The sequence below is a fragment of the Massilia sp. BGA-UO-ETr-WB1 genome, assembly GCF_059567845.1.
In genome coordinates this window covers 484,891-508,394 of the sequence record NZ_JCAQOT010000021.1, presented here as the reverse complement: position 1 = coordinate 508,394, position 23,504 = coordinate 484,891, and the positions used below count along the sequence as shown (strand labels likewise).

Sequence of the window (23,504 nt, the reverse complement as noted above, 5' to 3'; positions counted from 1 at the left end):
ATTCGTCTTCACACTACGCATTATAAAAGCTGCTGCGCAAGTAGTGGCTGCGAAGATGTTTGAAGGCCACCATCAGGATGGCCGAGGCGGGTAGCGCCAGCAGCACGCCGACAAAGCCGAACAGCTGGCCGAAGGCCAGCAGGGCGAAAATGACGGCCAGCGGATTGAGGCCGATGCGCTCGCCCACCAGGCGCGGCGTGAGGAAAAAGCCCTCGATCACCTGGCCGGCGCCGTAGATGATGGCCACCGCGATCACGCCGCTCCAGTCGGAAAACTGCAGCACGGCGGCGATCAGCGCCAGCACCAGGCCCAGGCCGAAGCCGAGGTAGGGGATGAACACCAGCAGGCCGGTCAGGATGCCCACCGGCAGCGCCACGTCGAAGCCGGCGATGGCCAGGCAGGTCGAGTAGTACACCGCCAGCACCACCATCACCGACAGCTGGCCGCGCAGGTACTGCGCCAGCAGGGTGTCGACTTCCTCGGCCATGGCCACGGTGGCGCCGATGTAGCGGCGCGGCACGGCGCCGGCGATGCGCGCCATCATCTGGTGCCAGTCCAGCAGCAGGTAGAACAGCAGCACCGGCACCAGCACCACGGTGGCGATCCAGCCCAGCACGGCGGTGCCGCCCACGCGCGCCGAGGCCAGCACGGCGGTCCAGATTTCGTCGCCGCTGGCCACCATCTGCTGCGAGACGAGTTTTTTGATGCCGGCCGAATCGAGCTGCACCTTGATGCCCATCTCGCGCAGGCGCGGGCTCAGCACGTCGTTGGCCTTGGCCAGGAAGGCCGGGATCTGCGCCTGCAGCAGCGGGATCTCGGTCTGTAGCACCGGCACCACGATCAGCACCAGCGACAGCACGGCGCACAGGAACAGCAGCACCACCGCCACCACCGCCAGCGGGCGCGGCACGTCGAAGCGGCCCACGCGCAGGCGGTCGATGCGGTCGACGCCGGGATTGAGGGCGTAGGCGATGATGGCCGCCGCCAGGAAAGGTGTCAGGACGGGGCCCAGCGCCACCAGCAGCACGCCGAATGCCAGCCACAATGCTACCCAGAATGCCGTTTGTTTTTGTTCGACCGAGAGGGGGAATGGCATGTGGGGAAGATGTTTTTCGTAAAAACGGCAGGTTGACGGGGCATTTTGATAAAATAGCGGACTTGCCGGGTTTTGCGTCGCAAATGCATGAATTCCGGCCACCGCCTTCTATTTTACCGCCTCCGCTGCGAAATACACCATGAGCCAACCTTCTAATGTTTCCCTGTCCTACCGTGACGCCGGCGTCGATATCGACGCGGGCGATGCTTTAGTCGAAGCGATCAAGCCGTTTGCCAAGCGCACCATGCGCGAAGGCGTGATGGCCGGCATCGGCGGCTTCGGCGCGCTGTTCGAGATCAGCAAGAAGTACCAGGAGCCGGTGCTGGTGTCCGGCACGGACGGCGTGGGCACCAAGCTGAAGCTGGCCTTCGAGCTGAACCGCCACGACACGGTGGGCATCGACCTGGTGGCCATGAGCGTGAACGACATCCTGGTGCAGGGCGCCGAGCCGCTGTTTTTCCTGGACTACTTCGCGTGCGGCAAGCTGGATGTGCCGCAAGCGACCGACGTCATCAAGGGCATCGCCCAGGGCTGCGAGCAGTCCGGCGCGGCGCTGATCGGCGGCGAAACAGCCGAGATGCCGAGCATGTACCCGGCCGGCGAGTACGACCTGGCCGGTTTCGCGGTGGGCGTGGTGGAAAAATCGAAAATTATCGACGGCAAGAAGATCGCCCCGGGCGACGTGGTGCTGGGCCTGGCCTCGTCGGGCGCGCACTCGAATGGCTATTCGCTGGTGCGCAAGATCATCGAAGTGGCCAAGCCGGACCTGGAAGGCGACTTCCACGGCCGCAAGCTGGCCGACGTGCTGATGGAGCCAACCCGCATCTACGTCAAGCCGCTGCTGGCGCTGATGGCGGCGATGGAAGTCAAGGGCCTGGTGCACATCACCGGCGGCGGCCTGGTGGAAAACATCCCGCGCGTGCTGCAGCCCGGCCTGACCTGCGAGCTGGACGGCAAATCGTGGACCCTGCCGCCGTTGTTCCAGTGGCTGCAGCAGCACGGCGGCGTGGCCGACGCTGAAATGCACCGCGTGTTCAACTGCGGCATCGGCATGACGGTCATCGTTTCCGCCGCCGACGCGGACGCCGCCATGGCCCAGCTGCAAGCGGCCGGCGAAACCGTCTACCGCATCGGCGCCATCCGCGCCTCGGCGGAAGGCGAACACCAGTGCGTGGTGGTGTAATGCCCAAGGCGCGGACCTGATCCGCGCCGCGCTGGAACATCAAAGGCATGCTGCGGCATGCCTTTTTTGCATCCCAATTGATTACATTATGTATCAAATGAATTGCTTATTTTGGGATTTATGTTCTCTTCAGGAATAACTATAGTGGTTCCATGCCGAACGGAAACGACGGCAGCAGCTAAGCAAACCCAACCATCACATTCTGGAGAACCATCATGAACTCGAACATCGTCATCGTGTACCACAGCGGCTACGGCCACACCGCCAAGATCGCCGAGGCAGTTGCCGAAGGCAGCGGCGCCGCCTTGCTGGCCATCGACGCCGAAGGCCAGTTGCCTGAAGCGGGCTGGGACTTACTGGCCAAGGCGCAAACCATCATCTTCGGCTCGCCCACCTACATGGGCAACGTGAGCTGGCAGTTCAAGCGCTTTGCCGACACCGCCTCGTCGGTGTGGTTCAAGCAGGGCTGGAAGGACAAGCTGGCGGCCGGCTTCACCAACTCGGCCTCGGTGGCCGGCGACAAGCAGACCACGCTGTACACCCTGTTCACCCTGGCGCAGCAGCACGGCATGCTGTGGGCCGGCACCGGCATGATGCCGAGCAACGCCAAGAACGCCCACCGCGACGATGTGAACTACCTGTCCTCCTTCGCCGGCCTGGCCACCGCCACGCCGTCGGACGCGTCGGTGGATGAGATCCCCGCCGGCGACCTGAAGACCGCGCGCCTGTTCGGTGAACGCATCCGCCAAGTCACCGCGCGTCTTGCCTGAGGAGAGCCATCATGAACTTCACTATGAAACGCGCCGCCGCCGCGCTGACCGGCGCCTTTGCCGCCGCCGCCCTTGCCGCCAGCTTCGCCGGCGCCGCCCAGGCAGCTGCACCCAAAGCCGCAGCGCCCAAGGCAGCTGCCGCCAGCGCCGCTCCCATCGGCGCCGAAGCGCCGGACGCCAAGATCCGCCTGACCCGGGTCAGCCCGGCCTACTGGAAAGTCACCTTCGCCAACGCGCCGCTGAACATCGTCGGCCCCAAGGAAGTGCGCGAGCTGGTCAGGATCGTGGAAGCGATCGAAGCCGACCAGCAGGTGCAGGTGGTGGTGTTCGACAGCGCCATCCCGGGCAGCTTCATCGCCCACTATGACCTGCTCACGCCGCTGGAAGAATCGACCGGCATGGCGCCCGGCCCCACCGGCATGCACCCGGTGCCGGATTTGATGGTGCGCATCGCCCGCCTGCCCATCGTCACCATCTCGTCGATCCGGGGCCGCGCCACCGGCATCGGCAGCGAGCTGATACTGGCCACCGACATGCGCTTCGCCAGCCGCGAAAAAGCCGTGCTGTCGCAGTGGGAAGTGGGCGCCGGCCTGGTGGCGGGCGGCGGCCCGATGGCGCGCCTGCCGCGCCTGGTGGGACGCGGCCGCGCGCTGGAAATCCTGGTGGCCTCGGACGACGTCAACGGCGACGTTGCCGAGCGCTACGGCTACGTGAACCGTTCGCTGCCGGACGCCGAGCTGGACGGCTTTGTCGACACCATGGCGCGCCGCATCGCCTCCTTCGAGCGGGCCGCTATCGTCGACACCAAGGCGCTGGTCAACCTGGCCAGCCTGCCGCCGGACGCTGAAATGCAGCCCGGCTGGGACGCCTTCATCGCCTCGGTCAAGCGGCCGGCCACCCAGCAGCGCCTGAAAGCGCTGGTGGAGCAGGGCTTGCAACAGCCCGGCGGCATCGAGGACAACCTGGGCCGCGCCACGGCCGCCTACCGCAAATAAGCCGCCAAGGGCCGCCGGCGCCGCCCGGCAGGCCTTGCCTGGCGCCTGTTATACCCGCTCCCGGGGCGAGGCTTGCCCCAGCCGCCCCGTCATGAAATCGACAAAGGCGCGCACCCGCAGCGACAGGTGGCGCGCGTGCGGGTATAGCAGGATGAAGGGGCGCGAGGTGCCGCCGAACTGCGGCAGCAGCTCCACCAGCGAGCCGTCCGCCAGGTCGCGGTCCACGATGTAGCGGTAGGTCTGCACCAGCCCGGCGCCCGCGCGCGCCAGCGTGACGATGCCCAGCACGTCCTCGGCGCAGGTGTAGCCGCCGCTGGTCATCAGGTCGATCTGCTTGCCATCCACCTTGAACTGCCACGGGATCTTGCGCCCGCTGCTGGGCAGGTCGAACTGGATGCACTCGTGCTGCTGCAGCTCTTCCAGCGACTTCGGCGTGCCGGCCCGCTTCAGGTAGGCCGGCGCCGCCACCAGCACCAGTTCCGCATCCTCCAGCTTGCGCGCGATCAGCGATGAATCGGCCGGGTCGCGCCCGCGCACCACCATGTCATAGCTTTCCTCGGCGAAGTCGATATTGCGGTTGCTGATGTGCACCTGCACCGTCACGTCCGGATACAACGCGCGGAACTCCGGCAGCAGCGGCAGCAGCCGGTAGTGGCCGTAGGGCGTGGGCACGCTGATGCGCAGCGGCCCGGCCGGCGCCTTTTGCGCGCCGGTCACTTCGCGTTCCGCCTCCAGCAGCCGGTCCAGCGCCTCGCGGCATTGCTCGTAGTAGCGCTGGCCGCCGTCCGTGAGCCGGATCTGGCGCGTGGTGCGCACGAACAGCCGCACCCCCAGCCGCTCCTCCAGCCGCGCGATCGAGCGGCTCACCGCCGCCGGCGTCACGCCGCTCTGGTTGGCCGCCGCCGTGAAGCTGCCCAGTTCCGCCGCCTGGCAGAACAGCTCGATGGTGCCGAGCTGGATCTCGTCGAAATTACGCTGCATACATTACACCGTGTATTAAGTCATGTTCCATATTAGCCATTTATCGTCACCAATGGAATAAGTAAAGTGTGTCCATGCCGCACACAAACCCGGCGGTAACCACGCAAACCTGAACTGGAGCACACCATGAACACCACCAACAACGGCAACAAAACCGTCATCGTCACCGGCGCCTCGAGCGGCATCGGCTTCGCCATCGCCAAGGCTTACCTGGAGCGCGGCTACAACGTGGTCGGCAACGCCCGCAGCGCCGACGGCCTGCAGACCGCCGCCGCCCAGCTGGGCCATCCCGCCAACTTCCTTCCGGTGGCCGGCGACATCGCGCTGGCCTCCACCGCCGCCGCGCTGTTCGAGAAAGCCATCGCCGCGTTCGGCAAGGTGGACATCCTGATCAACAACGCCGGCATTTTCCTGCCGAAGGCCGTGGGCGACTACACCGAGGAAGAAGTCAACACCATCGTCGGCACCAACCTGATGGGCTTCTTCTACCCGTCGCAGCAAGCGGCGCGCCACATGAGCGCCAACAAGGCCGGCCACATCGTCACCATCACCGCTTCCATCGCCGAGCAGCCCAACGCCAAGGTCAACGCGCTGCTGCCCATCCTGATCAAGGGCGGCCTGAACCACGCCACGCGCGGCCTGGCGATTGAACTGGCCGGCTCCAACGTGCAGGTCAACGCGGTGGCGCCCGGCATCATCCGCACCCCGATGCACGGCACCGACGAAGGCACGCAGAACTTCCTGAAAGGCCTGTCGCCCGCCAACCGCGTTGGCGAGACCGACGACATCGTCAACGCCGTGCTGTACCTGACCGACTCCTCCTTCGTCAGCGGCACCGTGGCCGTGGTCGACGGCGGCGCAGCGGCCGGCACCTGGTAAGCGAGCTTCCCCCCACCGCAACTCACTTCACCCCAAGGAGAATCACCATGCCCTACGTAAATATCCGCATCACCAAAGAAGGCGCCACCCCTGCCCAGAAGCTGGAACTGATCGAAGGCGCGACCGACCTGCTGCAGCGCGTGCTGAACAAGAACCCGGCCACCACCTTCGTCATCATCGACGAAGTGGAGATGGACAGCTGGGGCGTGAACCGCGAGAACGTGGTGACCATGCGCGCGCGCGAAGCGGCAGCCCGCGCGGCGGCCAAGCTGGGAGACAAGTCATGAAACTGGTCTTCGCCGGCGACCCGATGTGCTCGTGGTGCTACGGCTTCGGCAAGGAGCTGACCGCGCTGACGCAGCGCCATCCGGAACTGGAACTGCAGATCCTGGTGGGCGGCGTGCGGGCCGGCGCCACCGACCTGCTGGACGATGCCGGGAAGCAGTTCCGCCTGGGCCACTGGGCCCGGGTGGAGGAGGCCAGCGGCCTGCCGTTCAACCGCGCCGGTTTCGTGGCGCGCCAGAACTTCGTCTACGACACCGAGCCGATCTGCCGCGCCGTGGTGGCGGCGCGCCGGGTGGCGCCGCAGGCCGACCAGCTGGCCGTGTTCCGCGCCCTGCAGCATGCCTTCTACGTCGATGCGCTGGACACCACCGACGGCAAGGTGCTGGCCGGGGTGGCGTCGGCGGCGCTGGCGAAGGATGGCCACGCGGTTCCGGCCGCCGTGCTGCACGCGGAATGGAACAGCGCGTCGGCCATCGCCGTCACGGCGGCCGAGTTTGCGCACGTGCGCTCGCTGGGCATCCGCAGCTTCCCGGCGCTGCTGCTGGAAACGGAAGAAGGCTTGTACGAGATCAGCCCTGGCTACGCCCATGCGGACAAGCTGGAGCAGCAGCTGCAAGCGACCTTGCAGCACGTGGCCACGGCCGAGCAGCAAGGCTGAAGCCGCAGGAGGGCGCCGGACGGCGCCTTCCTTTTTCAGACAGGAGCATGACATGCAAGACATCGACGCCAGCCCCAACGCCGCCATTACCGCCGTCGCGCAAGCCTACCTGCGCGGCGTCCATGAGGGCGACACCGTTGCCCTGGCCGCCTTGTTCGAGCCCGAGGCCCAAGTCTACGGCGACATCAACGGCCAGCCCTACTTCAAGACCATCGCCGCCTACCTCGACGGCGTGGCCGGCCGCGCCAGCCCGCAGTCGCTGGGCGAGCCGTACCGCATGCGGGTGCTGTCGGTGGACAGCATGGGCAGCATCGCCAGTGCGCGGCTGCATTCACCCATGCTGGGTTTTAACTACCACCTGTACCTCACCTTGCGCCTGACGGATGGCGCGTGGCGCATCGTCAACAAGACCTTCGCCCACATCACTTCTTGAGGATCTTGGCCACCGGCGCCGGGCGCAGGCGGAACGCGTCCGGCATGCCGGAGCCGAGCAGGGGACGCAGATACATGCGGAAGGCGTCCGTCACGCCGGTGCCGCTGGCGCTGATGAACTCGTCCTCCATGGTGCGCGTCTTGCCCGCCACTTCCGCCAGCGGCAGCAGCACGTAGTCGGCCGAATAGTAGCCGGTGCGCTTGATGGCCACCGAGCCGCAGCGGTCGCCCCACATGGCGAACTGCACCGCCTTCTCGCCCACTTCGCGCGCCTCGCGCTGGTCCACGTCCGACACGCAGCCGATGAAGGAGCGCTGCAGGTAGCCGAAGGTGTCGCCGCGCACGCGCTTGATGCCCAGCTTGGCCTTGATCTCGTCGCACAGCAGGTCGGCCAGCGCGCCGGTGCCCGACAACTGCACATTGCCGTGCGCGTCGCGCTCCACTTCCTTGGCCAGCAGGGTGGCGATGGCCTCGCCGGACGCGTCGTGGATGCCTTCGGACACGGCGATCACGCAGCGGCCGTACTGCTCGTAGGTGGCTTTCACATCCGCCAGGAACTGCTCCAGCGAGAACACGCGTTCGGGCAGGTAGATCAGGTGCGGGCCGTCGTCGGGGAACTTCTTGCCCAGCGCCGAGGCGGCCGTCAGGAAGCCGGCGTGCCGTCCCATCACCACGCCCACGTAGACCCCGGGCAGCGAGGCGTTGTCCAGGTTGGCGCCGGCGAAGGCTTGCGCCACGAAGCGCGCGGCGGACGGGAAGCCGGGCGTGTGGTCGCTGCCCACCAGGTCGTTGTCGATGGTCTTGGGAATGTGGATGCAGCGCAGCGGATAGCCGGCCGCGCTGGCGCGCTCGCTGACGATGCGCACCGTGTCGGACGAGTCGTTGCCGCCGATGTAGAAGAAGTGCTCGATCTCGTGCGCGCGCAGCACCTCGAAGATCTGCTCGCAGTAGGCGGCGTCCGGCTTGTCGCGCGTGGAACCCAACGCGGAGGAGGGCGTGGCGGCCACCATTTCCAGGTTGTGGCTGGTTTCCTGGGTCAGGTCGACGAAGTCCTCGTTGATGATGCCGCGCACGCCGTGCAGCGCGCCGTACACCCGCGTCACATGCTGGAAGCGGCGCGCCTCCAGCACCACCCCCACCAGCGACTGGTTGATCACGGCGGTGGGCCCGCCTCCCTGTGCGACCAGAATTTTTCCCGACGGCATGCGCATCTCCTTGTGAGTGGACTGCCGCCAGCTTACTCCGTTTACGCTGTTCTTACTCGGCTTTGGCGGCCGGACCGATGTGCCGGGCGAGGAATTTCTCCACCCGTATCCAGAAGTCGATCTTGGTCTGGGGAATATCCCAGCCGTGCTCCTTGTTCTCGTACTCCATCAGCTCGACTTGCGGATTGTGGGCCCTGACCGCTTTGTAGAGGCTGCGGCCGTGGCTAAGCGGAACGTATCTGTCGGTGCTGCCGTAAGCCATCAGCAGGGGCTGGCGGATGCGCGATGCTTGTTGCAGCGGCGAGGTGGCTGCCAGCTGCGCTGCATCTTGCTTCAAGTCGCCCACCAGCGCCGGAATGCCGGGACCGCGCCAGTCGACAGGCAGGTAGTACGGGTCAAACAGATCTTCCTGTTGCATCAGCGCGATGTCGGTCACGCCGGCCCAGTTGACGCCGCATTTGAACAACTGTGGATCTTTCAACAGGCCCATCAAGGCGGAGTAGCCGCCATAGCCGGCACCGGCGATACAGACCCGCTTCGGGTCGGCGATGCCCTGCTCAATGGCCCAGCGCGCAGCGTCCGCCACGTCGTCCTGCATCGACAGGCCCCACTGCTTGAGGCCGGCGCGGAAGTGCTTGTTGCCATAGCCCGCGCTGCCCCTGAATTCGGGCTGCAGCACGGCATAGCCACGCGAGGCGAGGAATTGCACTTGCTCGTCCCATTCCAGCTTGCCGCCCCGTTGCCAGGGGCCGCCATGTACGAGCACCACCATCGGCAGGTTCTTTTTCCTGTCCGTGGGCAGCGTCAGCCAGGCCGGCAGCGGCAAACCGTCGCGCGCCTTGAGCCATTTCAAGTCCATCTGAGCCATGTCGTCGGGCCGGATGGCCGGCCGGGTGGCGGCAATGGTGGTCAGCTTCCCGGTGTCGCGGCGATACACCATGTAGACCATCGGTTGCTGGTCCGAGTAGCTGCGCACCAGCAGCCACGGCGATTGTGGGCGCAGCGGCGGCGTCACCAGGTTGATCAGGCCTGGCGCCAGCGTATCGATGTGCTTTTGCACCGCCTTCATGTCCTCGTCCAGCCAGGCCATGGTGTGCCCGTCGGCCAGGACTTCGTAGCCGAGCAGTTTTCCGTTGCTGAGCACGGGTACGCCGCTGAAATCGAAGGCCGGCAGTGCGACCAGCGCTTCACGTTCCAATTCACCAGTGGCCGGGTCCATGCGGCGCAAGGCCAGCTTGTCGCCGCCGGCACGCGTGCTGACCAGCAGTTTGCCATCGGGGCTGAATGCGACCGGGTCGAAACTGCTGGCTGATTCCCCAGCGGCGTCGAAGCTGGCCAGCACGCGCCAGCTGTCGCTGTCGGGCTGCAGGTAGTAGTAGGTGCTCTTGCCGTTCATCACCGATAGCGTCAGACGCGGCCGGCCTTGCGCATCGAGCATCAATCCATGCATCGGTGCAGGCACGGACACAATGCTGGTGTTTCTGCTCAAGGTGTCGATCTTGAGCAGCTCAAAACTGACTGAGGTGCCCTTTTCGTCCCATTGTGCCCGTGCGGCATGGACCGTGTTGTTGTCCCGCCCAGGCGGTTGATCCAGAAAATAGGTGTTGTAGGGCAGTATCTCGCCCGGGGCGCTGCCATGGACTTCGCTGGATCGGCCGTCGCGGGAAACCAGCTGCCGCCCGTTGCTGCCGTCCCGGTTGACGGCGAACAGGCCCGGCGCGTAGTACCGGTTGCCAATGGCGGTCGACTTGTCGCCCAGGTTGTAGACCAGGCGCTCGTCGCTGATCCACATGAACTGGTTCACGTCGGCTTCGTCATACTGTGCCAGCACTCGCAGTTTTCCAGTGTCCAGTTCCATGACCGACAGGCCGTCGCGCGTGCGGTAGCCGCCGGTGCGCAGTGCCAGATAGCGTCCGGAAGGGGAGAGCTTGGCGCCGCTGACCGGGGCCTTTTCGAAGAAGCTGCGGACAGGCACCTGAGCGCTCGCCGGCGCCGTCAACATCAGTGCAAGCAGCAGTGCGGAGGCACCTTGCAGACAGCCTTGCAGCACTTTCAATCCCATAGCCACTCTCCCCTTTAATGATGAGAGAGCGTAGCTTGCCGCTGCCGTGCGCGGCGCGCGATACCACGCGCTGTCCGCACGCTTTACGGCGCTGCGTTCGGGCCGATGTGCCGGGCCAGGAACTTCTCCACCCGGCCCCAGAAGTCGTAGCGGTTCTTCGGCAGCACCCAGCCGTGGCCTTCCTCGTCGTACTGCACCCATTCGACCTGCTTGTTGGTTTCCTGCACCGCGTCGCGGAACTTCTTGCCATGGTAGATCGGCACGCGGCGGTCCGAGCCGCCGTAGGCCAGCAGCAGCGGCTGCGTGATGCGGGCCGCCTGCGCCAGCGGCGAGGTGGCCTTGAGCTGTTCGGCATCCTGCTCCAGGTCGCCCACCAGGTGCGGCATGCCGTACTGCTTCCACGAATCGGGCAGGTCGGACTGGAAGCTCCAGTGGCCGGTGTACATCAGCTTGATGTCGGTGACGCCGGCCCAGTCGATGCCGCAGCGGTACAGGTCCGGGTCCTTGATCAGCCCCATCAGCGTGGCATAGCCGCCGTAGCTGGCGCCGGCGATGCAGATCCGCTTGCCGTCCGCGATGCCCTGGGCGATCGCCCAGCGCGTGCCGTCGGCGATGTCGTCCTGCATCTTCAAGCCCCATTGCTTCCAGCCGGCGCGGAAGTGCGCCTGGCCGAAGCCGGTGCTGCCGCGGAACTCCGGCTCCAGCACCGCGTAGCCGCGCGAGGCGAGGAATTGCGCGTCCGCGTGCCAGCCCCACTGGTTGCCGCGCACATAGGGGCCGCCGTGCACCAGCACCACCATGGGCAGGTTCTTGTCCTGGTCCTTCGGCAGCGTCAGCCAGGCGGGGATTTTCAGGCCGTCGCGCGCGGTGTAGCTCATCAGCTCCTGCTTGCCCATCTGGCCGGGCTTGATCTGCGGCCGCGCTTCGCCCACCTTGCTGAGCTTTTTGGTGGCGCTGTTGTACAGCAGGTAGACGCGCGGCTGCCGGTCGGAATACGCTTCCACCAGCAGGTTAGGGGTTTCCGGGTGCGACGGCGGCGACACCAGGTTGATGGTGCCGGGCAGCAGCGCGTCCACTTCCGCCTGCACCGCCTGCATGGCCGGGTCGAGCCAGCGCGTGCCTTGCGCATCGGCCAGGAAGCGCACGCCCAGCAGCTTGTCCTGGCTCATGATGAGGCGGCCGCTGAAGTCGTAGTGCTCCAGCTCCACCAGCGCCTTCTCGTTGATCTTGCCGGTGGCCAGCTCGTAGCTGTGCACGGCCGACTTGTCCTTGTAGGCGTGGGTGACCACGTACAGCGTGCCGTCCGGCGCGAACGCCAGCGGCCGGAACGAGCCTGTGCCGCCGGTGAACTGGCCGAACGACGCCAGCTCACGCCAGGCCTTGGTGGCCGGGTCCAGATAGTGCACCGAGCTGCGGCCTTTTTCCGCCACGGTCACCAGGCGCGGCTCGCCCTTGCTGTCGAGCAGCCAGCTTTGCGCGTCGCCCGGGCGGTTCAGGGTGGTGGTGTAGCCGTTGCGGGTGTTCAGGCGCAGCAGGTCCACGTATTCCACCTGGCCGGGACCGGTGATCTTCTTGCTGGTGACGTAGACGTATTCGCTGTCCTGCGCGCCGCGCTGGCCCAGCATATAGGTGTGCCAGGGCAGCATGCGCGGCGCCGCCAGTCCGCTGGGCGTGTCGCCGCTGCGGCTGGCCAGCTGGCGGAATTCTTTGCCGTCGCGGTTCACCGCGTACAGGCCCGGCGCGTAGCGCCGGTCGCCCACCCCGGACTGGTTGTCGGCGGTATCGAACAGCAGGCGCTCGTCGTTGACCCAAGCGAACTGGCCCACGTCGGCGTCCTGGAAGGTGGCCACGCCCAGCGCGCTGCCGGCCGTCAGGTCGACCACCGCCAGGCGCTCGCGGCCGTTGGCGTTGACCAGCTTGGCCGCCAGGTAGCGCCCGCTGGGCGAGAGCTGGGCCGCGCTGAATTGCGGGTTGCTGAAGAAGTCCTGCAGCGGCGGCGGGGCGGCCGGCATTTGCGCCGGTATCTGCTCCGCTGCCTGCGCAGCGGCCGGCAAGGGCAGCCCCAGGCCCAGCTTCAGCGCCAGCGCGGCGCAGGCGGCCAGCGCGGTGCGCCGGGCCGGCTGTTTGCGCGTGACCTTATTTAGCATGGGCTTGCGCTCCGATATTGCGGTTCAGGAATTGCTCGACGCGGGTCCAGAAATCGACCTGGGTCTTGGTCAGTTTCCAGCCGTGGCCCTCGTCCGGGTACAGCACCCACTCCGGCGCTTGGCCGGCGGCCTGCAGCGCGTCGCGCATCTGCGTGCCGTGCTCCTGGGTCACGCGGCGGTCGGCGCCGCCGTACGCCATCAGCAGCGGACGCTTGATGCGCGCGGCCTGCTGCAGCGGCGAGGTGTCCTTCAGCTGGGCGGCGTCCTTGTCCGGATCGCCCACCAGCAGCGGCATGGCGTATTGCTTCCAGTCGTCGCTCAGGTCGGGGCGGATCTGCCACTTGCCCTTGGCGCTGTACATCAGCGCGATGTCGGTCACGCCCACCCAGTTGATGCCGCACTGGTACAGATCGCTGTCGTTGACCAGGCCCATCAGCGCAGCGTAGCCGCCGTAACTGGCGCCGGCAATGCAGATGCGCTTGCTGTCGGCGATGCCTTGCGCGGCCGCCCATTTGGCCGCGTCGGCCACGTCGTCCTGCATCTTCAGGCCCCATTGCTTCCAGCCGGCGCGGAAGTGTGCCTCGCCCAGGCCGGTGGTGCCGCGGAAGTCGGGTTCCAGCACGGCGTAGCCGCGCGTGGCCAGGAACTGGGTGTGCGGATTCCAGCCCCAGCTGCTGCCGCGCGCATACGGGCCGCCATGCACCAGCACCACCATCGGCAGGTTCTTGCCGCGGCCGGGCGGCAGGGTCAGCAGGGCGGGGATCTGCAAGCCATCGCGCGCGGCGTAGCGCACCACGGCCTGCTTGCCCATGGCGCCGGCGTCGATCTTGGGATAGCTGCTGCCCACGCGGTCCAGCTTGTTCTTTTCGCGGTCGTACAGATAGTAGCTGGACGGCTGGCTGTCCGAGTAGGCCGTCACCAGCACCATCGGGGTTTCCGGGCGGCGCGGCAAGGTCACCAGGTTGGTGGTGTGCGGCATCAGGGCGTCGATCTGCGCCTGCATCGCCTTCATGGCCGGGTCGAGCCACACCGTGTCGACGGCGTCGGCCGAGTAGCGCACGCCGAGCAGCTTGTCCTTGTCCATGATCAGGCTGCCTGCGAAGTCATAGTCGGCCACCGTCACCAGCGGTTTGGCGGCCAGCTTGCCGCTGGCGATGTCGTAGCTGTACAGCGAAGTCTTGTCCTGCCCGGCGCGCGCACTGACATACAGCGTGCCGTCCGGACCCAGCCCCACCGGCGTGAAGCTGTTCAGCCCGGAGTAGGCGGGGAACTCGGTCAGCTGGCGCCATTTGTCGGTGGCCGGATCCAGGTAGTGGATGGCGGCCTGATCGCGGTCGAGCGTCATGGCCACCCGCGCATTGCCCTTGAAATCGAGCAGCCAGGCGCGCGTCAGGCCGGGACGGCTGACCTGGCTGGCTTTGCCGGTGAGCGTGCTCAGGCGCAGCAGGTCGACATAATCGATGCCGCCGGCGCTGTATTGCGGGCTGAGGACGTAGACGAACTCGCTGTCCTGCGGCCCCCGCTGTTGCAGCAGGACGACGTTGGACGGCACCAGCTTGGCGGCAGCGGACGGGTAGTCGTAGGCGATGTTGCGGTTGGCCAGCTGCTTGTAGCCGCTGCCGTCGCGGTTGACGGCATACAGGCCGGGGCCGGACTTCATGTCGCCCGGCGCCAGCGTGCGGTCGGTCGAGTCGAAGGCGATGCGCTCGTCGTTGACCCAGGTGATGTTGCTGATGTCGGCATTGCCGAACTGCGCCACCACCTTGGCGCTGTTGTCCTTCAGGTCCAGCACGGCCAGGCGGTCGCGCTGGCCTTTCCCGCCCAGGCGCGCGGCCAGGTAGCGGCCGCTGGGCGACAGGGCGGGGCTGCTGAATTCGGGCGTGCTGAAGAAGTCCTCGGCCGGCGGCAAGGCTTCTGCCACGGCGGCCGGCGCGGCGGCGCAGGCGAACGGTGCGCCCAGCGCGGTCAGCGACAGCGCGGCGGCCAGGATGGTGCATTGAAACAGACGCTGCATGGCTATCCTTGGAATTGCAAAATAACTAATATAGCAAACTTTGGTTCACGGCCGGGGGCCGATGTGCTGGCCGAGGAATTTTTCCACCCGGGTCCAGAAGTCGATGCGGGTCTGGGGCAGCGACCAGCCGTGCTCCTCGCCTGTGTATTCAACCAGTTTCGCGTCCGGGTTGCCCTGCTTGACGGCGGCGTGGAACAGGCGGCTGTGCTGGATCGGCACGCGGCGGTCGTCGGTGCCGTGCGCCAGCAACAGGGGCTGTTTGATGCGGGCCACCTGCTCCAGCGGCGAAGTCGCCTTCAGCTGAGCCGCGTCCTGCACCAGGTCGCCCACCAGCTGCGGCATGCCGTACTGCTTCCATGCCTGCGGCAAGTCCGACATGAAGGCCCGGCTATCGGTGTACAGCAGGCCGATGTCGCTCACGCCGGCCCAGCTCACGCCGCATTTGAACAGCTGCGGTTCCCTGAGCAGGCCCATCAGGGTGGCATAGCCGCCGTAGCTGGCGCCGGCGATGCAGATGCGCTTGGGATCGGCGATGCCCTGGGCGATGGCCCAGCGCGCCGCGTCGGTGATGTCGTCCTGCATCGCCAGGCCCCATTGCTTCCAGCCGGCGCGGAAGTGCTGCGCGCCGTAGCCGGTGCTGCCCCGGAATTCCGGTTGCAGCACCGCGTAGCCGCGCGAGGCCAGGAACTGCACTTCGGCGTCCCAGTTCAGTTCATTGCCGCGCACATAGGGGCCGCCGTGCGCCAGCACCACCAGCGGCAGGTTCTTCTTCTGTCCCTTGGGCAGCGTCAGCCAGGCCGGCACGGTCATGCCGTCGCGCGCCTGGTAGTGTTTCAGGTCCATCTGCGCCATGTCCGCCGGGTTGATTTGCGGATGGGTGGCGCCCACCGGGCGCAGCTTGCCGGTGGCGGTGTTGTACAGCAGGAAGATGGACGGTTGCTGGTCCGAATAGCTGCGCACCAGTACCCACGGCGCCTGCGGCCGGGCGGCCGGCGTCACCAGGTTGATGGTGCCGGGCAGTAGCGCGTCGACCGCCTTTTGCACCGTCTGCATCTGCGCGTCCAGCCACACCATGGTGCGGCCGTCGGCCAGCACTTCGTAGCCGGCCAGCTTGCCTTGGCTGTACACCGGGCTGCCGCTGAAGTCGAAATCCTTCAGCGTCACCAGCGCCTCCTTGCCCAGTTCGCCGGTCGCCAGGTCCAGCAGGCGCAGGCTTTCCTTGTCCTGCCCGTTGTGCGCGCTGACCAGCAGCTTGCCGCCCGGACCGAAGCCCAGCGGCTCGTAGCTGCCGGCGGTGTTGCCGTAGGCGTCGAAGGTGCTCACGGTGCGCCAGGCGCCGCCGGCCGGGTCCAGGTAGTGCACGCTGCGCTTGCCGTCCTGCAGCGACGTGGCCAGGCGCGGCACGCCCTGCGGATCCAGCAACCAGTCCTGCATCGGTACCGGGCGCTTGACGTCCTCGGCCAGGCCGGTCAGCGTGTTGATGCGCACCAGGTTGAGATGCTCGAGCAGCCAGGTGTCCTCGTCCCACACCGGCCGCACCGCGTACACCCACTCCGAATCCTGCGCACCTGGCTGGCCCAGCAGCTGGGTGCTCGACGGCAGCGCCCGCTGCGACAAGCGGGTCGACATGGTGCGCTCGGTTTCGGTGCGCAGGGCCAGCTGGCGCTGGCCGCTGCCGTCGTGGTTGACGGCGTAGATGCCCGGGTACGCGCGGCGGTCGCCGGGTGCGCGCTGCTTGTCGCCCATGTCGTACACCAGGCGCGTATCGTTGATCCAGTAGAACTGGCGCACGTCGGCGTCGCCGTACTGCGCCACGACCTCGATCTTGCCGCTTTCCAGGTCGATCACGGCCAAGCCCAGGCGGCGGCCTTCGGCGCCGGTGCGCACCGCCAGGTAGCGCGCGGTCGGGGACAGGGCCGCCGCGCTGAACTGCGGGTTCTGGAAGAAATGGCTGGCGGGGATGTCGGCCGGCGTCGCCGCCAGTGCCGGGGCGGGGGCGCCGGCGGCCAGTGCGGCCGCGAGCAGGAGGGGCGCGATGCGCATGAATGGCTTTCTCAAGGTTGTGCTTTCTGGCCCGGGCCGATCTGGCGGCCCAGGAATTTTTCGACGCGGGTCCAGAAGTCGATCTGGGTGGCCGGCTTGCTCCAGCCGTGCTCCTCGTCTTCGTATTCGATCCATTCCACCTGCTGGTTGCCGGCGGCGCGCAGCGCCTTGCGCAGCCGCGCACCGTGCACCGGCAGCACGCGCCGGTCGTCGTCGCCGTAGGCCAGCAGCAGCGGCTGGGTGATGCGCGCCGCCTGCTGCAGCGGCGACGTGGCCTTGAACTGCTCGGCGTGCGTGGCCGGATCGCCGATCAGCGCCGGCATGCCGTATTTCTGGAAGTCCTTGGACAAGTCGGCATCGAAGCGCCAGTGGCCGTCGTACAGCAGCTGGATGTCGGTCACGGCGGCCCAGGCCACGCCGCACTTGAAGAGCTGCGGATCGTTCACCAGGCCCATCAGCGCGGCGTAGCCGCCATAGCTGCCGCCGGCGATGCAGATGCGCCCGCCGTCCGCGATGCCCTGCTCGACCGCCCAGTTGGCGCCATCGGCGATGTCGTCCTGCATTTTCTTGCCCCACTGCTGCCAGCCGGCGCGGAAGTGCCGCTCGCCGTAGCCGGTGCTGCCGCGAAACTCCGGCTCCAGCACCGCGTAGCCGCGCGACGCCAGGAACTGGCTGTTGGCGTTCCATTCCCAGCGCGTGCCGCGCGCGTGCGGACCGCCGTGCACCAGCACCACCAGCGGCAGCTTGCCGTGCTGGCCGGCGGGCAAAGTGAGCAGGGCCGGGATCTGCAAGCCGTCGCGCGCGGCGTAGCGCAGCACGCGCTGCCGGCCCATGCGCGCGGGATCGATCGCGGGCCGGCTGGCGCCGGCGCGCAGCAGCGCCTGGCTGGCGGTGTTGTAGGCCGAATAGAACGGCGGCTGGCGGTCGGAATAGGATTCGACCAGCACCCAGTCGGTGGCGCGGCGCAGCGGCAGCGTCACCAGGTTCGTGGTATCGGGCAGCCTGGCGTCGATGGCTGCCTGCATCGCCTGCAGCCCCGGATCGAACCAGCGCATCTGTACCTTGTCGGCCAGGAAGCGCAGGCCGAGCAAACCGTCCTTGCCCTTGATCAGGCTGGCGTCCAGGTCGTAGCCGGGAACCGTGAAGACCGGCTCGGCGGCGGCGCCACTGGCGAGGTCGAGCAGATGCAGGCCGGTGGTGTCGCCGCCCGCGTGGGCGGCGGCGGCGTACAGCCGGCCGTCCGGGGCAAAATCCAGCGCCTCGAAGCCGCCGGATGAGCTGACGAATTCCGGGAAGCTGGCGGCCACGTTCCAGGTGTTGCTGCCAGGGTCGAGGTAGTGGATGGCGATGTTGCCGTTGGCCCCGGCGATGCCCAGCCGCGGGATGCCCTGGTGGTCCGGCAGATAGCGGCGCGCGCCGGGCGGCGAGCTGACAGGCTGGCGGTCGCCGGTGACCGTGTTGAGCCTTAACAGCCGCTCGGTGTAGCCGTAGCCCGCGCCCACATAATCCACGTCGGCCACGTACACCCAGTCCGAGTCTTGCGCCCCGACGCCGTCGAGCATGAAGGTGTGCCACGGCAGCATGCGGCTGGCGGTGTCGGACCAGAGCGCGCTGTTGGTGCGCACCGCCAGTTGCCGGTAGCCGCTGCCGTCGCGGTTCACGGCATACAGGCCGGGCGCGTAGCGCTCCGAAAAGCGCTCGGCGTAGCGGTTGCCCGCCGTATATAGCAGGCGCTCGTCGTTCACCCAGCGGAAGTAGCCCACGTCGGCGTCGCCGAAGCGCGCCGCCACCTTGCGGCTATGGTCGCGCAAGTCGATCACGCTGACCTGCTGGTGTTTCGGGCCGGCTTCCTGGATCGCCAGGAAGTGGCCGGAGGGCGACAGGGCGGCCGAGCTGACGGCCGGCGGCTGGAAGAAGCTGGCGGCGGGAATCGGGCTGTCCGGCGGGCCGGCTGCCAGGGCGGGCGCGGCGATGATGCAGGCCACGGCGGCGCGCAGCGGCAGGAAAGTTGGCATACGGTCGGGCAGGTGTGCTTGCAAATTAGATAATTGCCACACAATAACATTTACCGGCGGGCTTGCCTAGTTCTGCTCCGGCGAACGGATGTGGGCCAGCAGCGCCTGCGTGTCGCGCCCGGGCGGGGGCGTCAGCAGGCTGACCACAACCATCGCCAGCAAGCCGGCGGGCACGCCGAAGATGCCGGCCGACACCGGCGCGATCTGGAGCCACTGCCCGGCCGGGCTGCCGCCCAGGATGGGATTGGTGTGCAGCATGTAGTACAGGCACACGCCGAAGCCCGCCATCATGCCGGCCACGGCGCCCTGGCGGTTGGCGCGCGGCCAGAACACGCCCAGCACCAGCGCCGGGAACATGGTCGAGCCGGCCAGCGAGAACGCCGCGCTCACCAGCGACAGGATGTCGGCCGGTTTGGTGGAGGCGGCGTAGGCGGCGATGAAGGCCACCGCCAGCAGCAGCAGCTTGGAAATGGTGACCCGCTTTTGCGTCGAGGCGCTGGGGTCGACGATGCGGTAGTAGATGTCGTGCGACAGCGCGTTGGAAATGGCCAGCAGCAGGCCGTCCGCCGTGGACAGCGCGGCGGCCAGGCCGCCGGCCGCCACCAGGCCGGAAATCACGTAGGGCAGGCCCGCGATCTCGGGCGTGGCCAGCACCAGCACGTCGCCGTCGATGGCGATCTCGGCCAGCTGCACGATGCCGTCGCGGTTCACGTCGGCGATGCTGATCAGGGGATTGAGCTTGTCCACGTTGGCCCAATAGGAGACCCAGGTGGGCAGCTTGGCAAAGTCGCTGCCCACCATGGCGGTGTAGACGTCGAACTTGACCAGCACCGCCAGCGCCGGGATGGTCAGGTAGATCAGCAGGATGAAGAACAGGGTCCAGAACACCGACACCCGGGTCTCGTGCACCGAGGGCGTGGTGTAGGAGCGCATCAGGATGTGCGGCAGGGCGGCGGTGCCCACCATCATGCAGAACACCAGCGCCAGGAAGTTGTTGCGCTTGGCGTCCGACTGGGCCCGGTCCGGCGCCGGGAAGGGCTCGGCGTGCGGCGTGGGCGGCGCCGCGCGGCGCAGGTTGTAGGCGCGCGCGGCGTTCCAGGCGGCGGCCGCTTCCTCCACGGTTTTGGGATAGTTGATCAGCGCCTTTTCCGCCGCGCGGATTTCCAGCAGGGTGGCGTTGCGCTGCTTGACCGCGTCCAGCCGGCGCTGCGCGTCGGCGCGCCCGGCGTCCCAGCTGGCCGGCAGGCCGTCGAGCTTCTGGCCGTAGTCGTTGGCGCGCTGCAGGAAGATGGCGCGCACTTCCTGTTCCTTGGGATCGCGCGCCAGGCTGGCCTCGCGCGCGCCCAGGGTGGGCAGCAGCTTGCCGTAGGCCACCTGCGGGATGGGATTGCCGCTGTGCTTGGCCGACAGCCACATGGCCGGGATCAGGAAGGCCACCAGGATGATGATGTACTGCGCCACCTGGGTCCAGGTGATGGCGCGCATGCCGCCCAGGAAGGAGCACACCAGGATCGAGGCCAGGCCGAGGAAGATGCCGACCGAGAAGTCCACCCCGGTGAAGCGCGAGGCGATCAGGCCCACCGCGTAAATCTGCGCCACCACGTAGATGAAGGAGACCATGATGGTGGCGGCCACCGCCATGATGCGCACGTAGCGCCCGTGGTGCGGGCCGCCGTAGCGCGCGGCCAGGAAGTCGGGAATGGTGTACTGGCTGAACTTGCGCAGATAGGGCGCGATCAGGAGCGCCACCAGGCAGTAGCCGCCGGTCCAGCCCATGATGTAGGCCAGGCCGTCGAAGCCGTGCAGGTACAAGGTGCCGGCCAGGCTGATGAAGCTGGCCGCCGAGATCCAGTCGGCGGCGGTGGCCATGCCGTTGAACATGGCCGGCACGCGCCGCCCGGCCACGTAGTACTCGGCCACGTTGGAGGTGCGGCTGACCAGGCCGATGGCGGCGTACAGCGTGATGGTGGCCAGCATGAACAGGTAGCCTATCCACACGCGCGGCATGCCTTCGTTTTCCAGCACCGCCAGCGCCACCAGGAAGCAGGCGAAACCGGCCGAGAACGTCAGGTAGTAGCGCGACAGGCGCTTGAAGTAGCCGGGCTTGACGCTCATGCTGGACCTTGATGGAACTGCCGGTCCAGCCGGCGCATGCGCCAGGCGTAGGCGCCGATGATGGCCAGGTAGACCAGCGAGGCGCCCTGCGCGGCCAGGTAGAACGACAGCGGCCAGCCGAACAGCATCAGCCCGGTCAGCTCGCGGGCGAAGAACACGGCGCAGAAGCTGGTGGCCAGCCACAGCAGCAGCAGGGCGGCGGTGACGCGGCGCGTCTGGCGCCAGTGCAGGGCGCGGCGCGCGCGCAGCGAGCCGGCGGCGCCGTCGGAAGGGGGCTGCCCGGGAGGCTGGGAACCGGGTGCGCCGGGGGTATGGTCATCCATAGTAGGACTCGTCTGGCTCGGGTTCGTCGTCGGGGGCGCGCAGCGGGAAGGTCAGGCGGAACAGGCTGCCGGGCAGCTTGGCGTTGTTGCTGCGCGGGTTGCTGAAGATGTCGATGTCGGCGCCGTGCTGCTGCGCGATCTCGCGCACGATGGCCAGCCCCAGGCCGCTGCCCTCGGCGCTGCTGCCCAGGATGCGGTAGAAGCGCTCGAACACGTGGCTGCGCTCGGCCGGCGGAATGCCGGGGCCGGTATCCTCCACCTCCACCACGCCCTCGTACCCGGAACGCCGCACCCGCACCGTGACGGCGCCGCCGGCCGGCGTGTAGCGCAGCGCGTTGTCGATCAGGTTGGACAGCGCCTCGCGCAGCATGGTGGGGTTGCCTTCGATCGGCACCTCGCCGTCCTGCGGCGCTTCGAAGCCGAGGTCGATGCGGTAATTGAAGGAGGCCGGCACCCAGTCGCGCACGGCGCTGCGCGCCAGCTCGGCCAGGTCCACCGGCAGCAGCGCGGCGCCGGCCTGCGGCTGGTTTTCCGCGCGCGCCAGGGCCAGCAGCTGGTTCACCAGCCGCGTGGCCGATTCCGAGCTTTTCGCCAGCTGCTCCAGCGAGCGGTGGATCTCGTCCTGGTCGGTCTGGCGCAGCGCCAGCTCGGACTGCATGCGCATGCCCGCCAGCGGCGTCTTCATCTGGTGCGCGGCGTCGGCGATGAAGCGCTTCTGCATCTCGATCGACAGCGACAGCCGGCTCAGCATCTCGTTCAGCGAACGCACCAGCGGCGTGATCTCTTCCGGCACCTGGCGCGAATCGATGGGGCTGAGGTCGTCCGAGCTGCGCGCGCGGATGCGCTCCTGCAGCTGGGCCAGCGGCGACAGTCCCCGCGCCAGCGCGAACCACACCAGGGCCAGCACGATGGGCAGCACGATGAACTGCGGCAGGATCACGCCCTTGATGATTTCGTTGGCCAGCTTGGCGCGCTTTTCCAGCGTCTCGGCCACCTGCACCAGCGCCAGCCGCGCGTCCTCCGCGCCCCGGTCCTCCAGCGCCACCCAGGAATAGGCGATGCGGATCGGCGTGCCGTGCATGCTGCCGTTGCGGAACTGCACCATGCCGGGCTTGACCTTGTCCTCCTCCGGCGGCGGCGCCAGCTCGCGGTCGCCGTCCACGTAGGCGCCGCCGGGGCCGACGATCTGGAAGTACACGCTGTCCACGTCGTCGGCGCGCAGGATGTCGCGCGCCGAGCCGGGCAGGCGCGGCGCCAGCTTGCCGTTCACTTCATGGATCTGCTGCGCCAGCACGGTCACGCTGTCTTCCAGCGCGTGGTCGAACGGCTGGTTGGCGATGGACTTGGCCACCAGGTAGGTGATCGCGATGCTCATCGGCCACAGCAGCAGCAGCGGGGCCAGCATCCAGTCCAGGATCTCGCCGAACAGCGAGTGCTGGATATCGTCTTCCTTGCCGGCGCCGGCGGGCTCCTGCCAGGACAGGTCTTCCTGGTCCTGGTCCTTGTCCTGGTCCTTGCTCTGGTCCCTGGCGGCCCCGGCCTCGCGCTCGTTCACGGCTTACTTGGCCTCGCCGCGCGGCGTTTCGCTGAATTTCTCCAGGCAATAGCCCAGGCCGCGCACGGTGGCGATGCGCACACCGCCCACCTCGATCTTCTTGCGCAGCCGGTGCACATACACCTCGATGGCGTTGTTGCTCACTTCCTCGCCCCATTCGCACAAGTGGTCCACCAGCTGCTCCTTGGACACTAGCCGCCCGGTGCGCGCCAGCAGGATTTCCAGCAGCCCCAGTTCGCGCGCCGACAGGTCCAGCATCTGGTCGTTGATATAGGCGCTGCGGCCCACCTGGTCGTAGCTCAGCGGGCCGTGCTTGATGATGGTGGAGCCGCCGCCCTGGCCGCGCCGGGTCAGCGCCCGCACCCGCGCCTCCAGTTCGGACAGCGCGAACGGCTTGGCCATGTAGTCGTCCGCGCCCAGGTCCAGGCCGTTCACGCGCTGCTCGATGGAGTCGGCGGCGGTCAGGATCAGCACCGGCAGCAGCGAGGAACGGGCGCGCAGGCGGCGCAGCACCTCCAGCCCGGACAGCTTGGGCAGGCCCAGGTCCAGGATCAGCAGGTCGAATTCCTGGGTGGACAGGGCGGTGTCCGCTTCCTGGCCATTCTTCACGCAGTCGATCGCATAGCCGGACTGGCGCAGCGAGCGGGTCAGCCCGTCGGCCAGTACGCTGTCGTCCTCGGCAAGTAAAATACGCATAATGTCACCCGGCTTCAGAAGATGCCATTGTGTTTCATTTCCCCTAACAT

At 67.5% G+C, this 23,504-nt stretch carries 19 protein-coding genes; 7 read left to right on the top strand and 12 right to left on the bottom strand.

What is annotated here, in order from left to right; translation table 11 throughout:
• Positions 1-13: 13 nt before the first annotated feature.
• On the bottom strand, positions 14-1,096 hold the full coding sequence (locus AC56DV_RS06985; RefSeq protein WP_496313565.1) for an AI-2E family transporter: 1,083 nt from the start codon (positions 1,094-1,096) through the stop codon (positions 14-16).
• Positions 1,097-1,235: 139 nt separating this feature from the next.
• On the opposite strand from AC56DV_RS06985, the gene purM reads away from it, so the two are divergent.
• The 3 genes from purM (at position 1,236) to AC56DV_RS06970 (ending at position 4,044) form a co-directional block, all read left to right on the top strand.
• The gene (gene purM / locus AC56DV_RS06980; RefSeq protein ID WP_496313564.1) at positions 1,236-2,279 is read left to right on the top strand and encodes a phosphoribosylformylglycinamidine cyclo-ligase; all 1,044 of its coding nucleotides are present in this window, start codon (positions 1,236-1,238) and stop codon (positions 2,277-2,279) included.
• A 215-nt stretch (positions 2,280-2,494) separates the two neighbouring features.
• Positions 2,495-3,049, top strand: a complete 555-nt coding sequence (locus AC56DV_RS06975) for a flavodoxin family protein (RefSeq protein ID WP_496313563.1) — start codon at positions 2,495-2,497, stop codon at positions 3,047-3,049.
• An 11-nt stretch (positions 3,050-3,060) separates the two neighbouring features.
• Entirely contained in the window at positions 3,061-4,044 is a 984-nt protein-coding gene (locus AC56DV_RS06970; protein ID WP_496313562.1) for an enoyl-CoA hydratase/isomerase family protein, read from the top strand.
• 48 nt (positions 4,045-4,092) lie between these two features.
• Here the strand turns inward: AC56DV_RS06970 and AC56DV_RS06965 are convergent, their stop codons facing one another.
• The gene (locus AC56DV_RS06965) at positions 4,093-5,025 is read right to left on the bottom strand and encodes a LysR family transcriptional regulator (RefSeq protein WP_496313561.1); all 933 of its coding nucleotides are present in this window, start codon (positions 5,023-5,025) and stop codon (positions 4,093-4,095) included.
• Between the two features lie 126 nt (positions 5,026-5,151).
• Here AC56DV_RS06965 and AC56DV_RS06960 point away from each other — a divergent pair, with 126 nt between their 5' ends.
• From AC56DV_RS06960 to AC56DV_RS06945, 4 genes are read left to right on the top strand one after another with little or no spacing between them, the layout of a single operon-like run.
• The gene (locus AC56DV_RS06960; RefSeq protein ID WP_496313560.1) at positions 5,152-5,904 is read left to right on the top strand and encodes an SDR family NAD(P)-dependent oxidoreductase; all 753 of its coding nucleotides are present in this window, start codon (positions 5,152-5,154) and stop codon (positions 5,902-5,904) included.
• Positions 5,905-5,951: 47 nt separating this feature from the next.
• Positions 5,952-6,191 (top strand): tautomerase family protein, encoded by a 240-nt coding sequence (locus tag AC56DV_RS06955; RefSeq protein ID WP_161070855.1) that lies wholly within the window; start codon positions 5,952-5,954, stop codon positions 6,189-6,191.
• Positions 6,188-6,847 carry a DsbA family protein gene (locus AC56DV_RS06950; protein WP_496313559.1) on the top strand — a complete coding sequence of 220 codons (660 nt, stop codon included), beginning with the start codon at positions 6,188-6,190 and terminating at the stop codon, positions 6,845-6,847. Before AC56DV_RS06955 ends, AC56DV_RS06950 begins: the two co-directional genes overlap by 4 nt.
• Positions 6,848-6,899: 52 nt before the next feature.
• Positions 6,900-7,280, top strand: a complete 381-nt coding sequence (locus AC56DV_RS06945) for a nuclear transport factor 2 family protein (RefSeq protein WP_496313558.1) — start codon at positions 6,900-6,902, stop codon at positions 7,278-7,280.
• Here AC56DV_RS06945 and AC56DV_RS06940 read toward each other — a convergent pair.
• From AC56DV_RS06940 to AC56DV_RS06895, 10 genes are all read right to left on the bottom strand, one after another.
• Positions 7,270-8,484, bottom strand: coding sequence for a 6-phosphofructokinase (locus AC56DV_RS06940; protein ID WP_496313557.1), 1,215 nt, complete (start codon positions 8,482-8,484; stop codon positions 7,270-7,272). The two genes, AC56DV_RS06945 and AC56DV_RS06940, sit on opposite strands and share 11 nt — an antisense overlap.
• 52 nt (positions 8,485-8,536) lie before the next feature.
• A complete protein-coding gene (locus AC56DV_RS06935; RefSeq protein ID WP_496313556.1) occupies positions 8,537-10,546 on the bottom strand; it encodes a S9 family peptidase in 2,010 nt (669 codons plus the stop codon).
• Positions 10,547-10,629: 83 nt separating this feature from the next.
• Positions 10,630-12,693 (bottom strand): S9 family peptidase, encoded by a 2,064-nt coding sequence (locus tag AC56DV_RS06930; RefSeq protein WP_496313555.1) that lies wholly within the window; start codon positions 12,691-12,693, stop codon positions 10,630-10,632.
• Complete coding sequence (locus tag AC56DV_RS06925) at positions 12,683-14,707, bottom strand: alpha/beta hydrolase family protein (RefSeq protein WP_496313554.1); 2,025 nt, start codon at positions 14,705-14,707, stop codon at positions 12,683-12,685. The genes AC56DV_RS06930 and AC56DV_RS06925 overlap by 11 nt, the downstream gene beginning before the upstream one ends.
• 45 nt (positions 14,708-14,752) lie before the next feature.
• The gene (locus tag AC56DV_RS06920) at positions 14,753-16,750 is read right to left on the bottom strand and encodes a S9 family peptidase (protein ID WP_496313553.1); all 1,998 of its coding nucleotides are present in this window, start codon (positions 16,748-16,750) and stop codon (positions 14,753-14,755) included.
• An 11-nt stretch (positions 16,751-16,761) separates the two neighbouring features.
• Positions 16,762-18,765, bottom strand: a complete 2,004-nt coding sequence (locus AC56DV_RS06915) for an alpha/beta hydrolase family protein (protein ID WP_496313552.1) — start codon at positions 18,763-18,765, stop codon at positions 16,762-16,764.
• Between the two features lie 66 nt (positions 18,766-18,831).
• Positions 18,832-20,880: a sodium:solute symporter family protein gene (locus AC56DV_RS06910; protein WP_496313551.1), complete on the bottom strand. Its 2,049-nt coding sequence runs from the start codon at positions 20,878-20,880 to the stop codon at positions 18,832-18,834.
• Positions 20,877-21,203 carry a DUF4212 domain-containing protein gene (locus tag AC56DV_RS06905; RefSeq protein WP_496313550.1) on the bottom strand — a complete coding sequence of 109 codons (327 nt, stop codon included), beginning with the start codon at positions 21,201-21,203 and terminating at the stop codon, positions 20,877-20,879. The genes AC56DV_RS06910 and AC56DV_RS06905 overlap by 4 nt, the downstream gene beginning before the upstream one ends.
• Positions 21,196-22,686: a sensor histidine kinase gene (locus AC56DV_RS06900; protein ID WP_496313836.1), complete on the bottom strand. Its 1,491-nt coding sequence runs from the start codon at positions 22,684-22,686 to the stop codon at positions 21,196-21,198. Before AC56DV_RS06900 ends, AC56DV_RS06905 begins: the two co-directional genes overlap by 8 nt.
• A gap of 75 nt (positions 22,687-22,761) precedes the next feature.
• The gene (locus AC56DV_RS06895; protein ID WP_496313549.1) at positions 22,762-23,454 is read right to left on the bottom strand and encodes a response regulator; all 693 of its coding nucleotides are present in this window, start codon (positions 23,452-23,454) and stop codon (positions 22,762-22,764) included.
• Between the last annotated feature and the right edge of the window lie 50 nt (positions 23,455-23,504).

What these genes read in the sequence shown, in the direction of transcription:
- AC56DV_RS06985 (WP_496313565.1), bottom strand. Translation starts at nt 1,096, where the DNA reads ATGCCATTCCCCCTCTCGGTCGAACAAAAACAAACGGCATTCTGGGTA.
- purM (WP_496313564.1), top strand. Translation starts at nt 1,236, where the DNA reads ATGAGCCAACCTTCTAATGTTTCCCTGTCCTACCGTGACGCCGGCGTC.
- AC56DV_RS06975 (WP_496313563.1), top strand. Translation starts at nt 2,495, where the DNA reads ATGAACTCGAACATCGTCATCGTGTACCACAGCGGCTACGGCCACACC.
- AC56DV_RS06970 (WP_496313562.1), top strand. Translation starts at nt 3,061, where the DNA reads ATGAACTTCACTATGAAACGCGCCGCCGCCGCGCTGACCGGCGCCTTT.
- AC56DV_RS06965 (WP_496313561.1), bottom strand. Translation starts at nt 5,025, where the DNA reads ATGCAGCGTAATTTCGACGAGATCCAGCTCGGCACCATCGAGCTGTTC.
- AC56DV_RS06960 (WP_496313560.1), top strand. Translation starts at nt 5,152, where the DNA reads ATGAACACCACCAACAACGGCAACAAAACCGTCATCGTCACCGGCGCC.
- AC56DV_RS06955 (WP_161070855.1), top strand. Translation starts at nt 5,952, where the DNA reads ATGCCCTACGTAAATATCCGCATCACCAAAGAAGGCGCCACCCCTGCC.
- AC56DV_RS06950 (WP_496313559.1), top strand. Translation starts at nt 6,188, where the DNA reads ATGAAACTGGTCTTCGCCGGCGACCCGATGTGCTCGTGGTGCTACGGC.
- AC56DV_RS06945 (WP_496313558.1), top strand. Translation starts at nt 6,900, where the DNA reads ATGCAAGACATCGACGCCAGCCCCAACGCCGCCATTACCGCCGTCGCG.
- AC56DV_RS06940 (WP_496313557.1), bottom strand. Translation starts at nt 8,484, where the DNA reads ATGCCGTCGGGAAAAATTCTGGTCGCACAGGGAGGCGGGCCCACCGCC.
- AC56DV_RS06935 (WP_496313556.1), bottom strand. Translation starts at nt 10,546, where the DNA reads ATGGGATTGAAAGTGCTGCAAGGCTGTCTGCAAGGTGCCTCCGCACTG.
- AC56DV_RS06930 (WP_496313555.1), bottom strand. Translation starts at nt 12,693, where the DNA reads ATGCTAAATAAGGTCACGCGCAAACAGCCGGCCCGGCGCACCGCGCTG.
- AC56DV_RS06925 (WP_496313554.1), bottom strand. Translation starts at nt 14,707, where the DNA reads ATGCAGCGTCTGTTTCAATGCACCATCCTGGCCGCCGCGCTGTCGCTG.
- AC56DV_RS06920 (WP_496313553.1), bottom strand. Translation starts at nt 16,750, where the DNA reads ATGCGCATCGCGCCCCTCCTGCTCGCGGCCGCACTGGCCGCCGGCGCC.
- AC56DV_RS06915 (WP_496313552.1), bottom strand. Translation starts at nt 18,765, where the DNA reads ATGCCAACTTTCCTGCCGCTGCGCGCCGCCGTGGCCTGCATCATCGCC.
- AC56DV_RS06910 (WP_496313551.1), bottom strand. Translation starts at nt 20,880, where the DNA reads ATGAGCGTCAAGCCCGGCTACTTCAAGCGCCTGTCGCGCTACTACCTG.
- AC56DV_RS06905 (WP_496313550.1), bottom strand. Translation starts at nt 21,203, where the DNA reads ATGGATGACCATACCCCCGGCGCACCCGGTTCCCAGCCTCCCGGGCAG.
- AC56DV_RS06895 (WP_496313549.1), bottom strand. Translation starts at nt 23,454, where the DNA reads ATGCGTATTTTACTTGCCGAGGACGACAGCGTACTGGCCGACGGGCTG.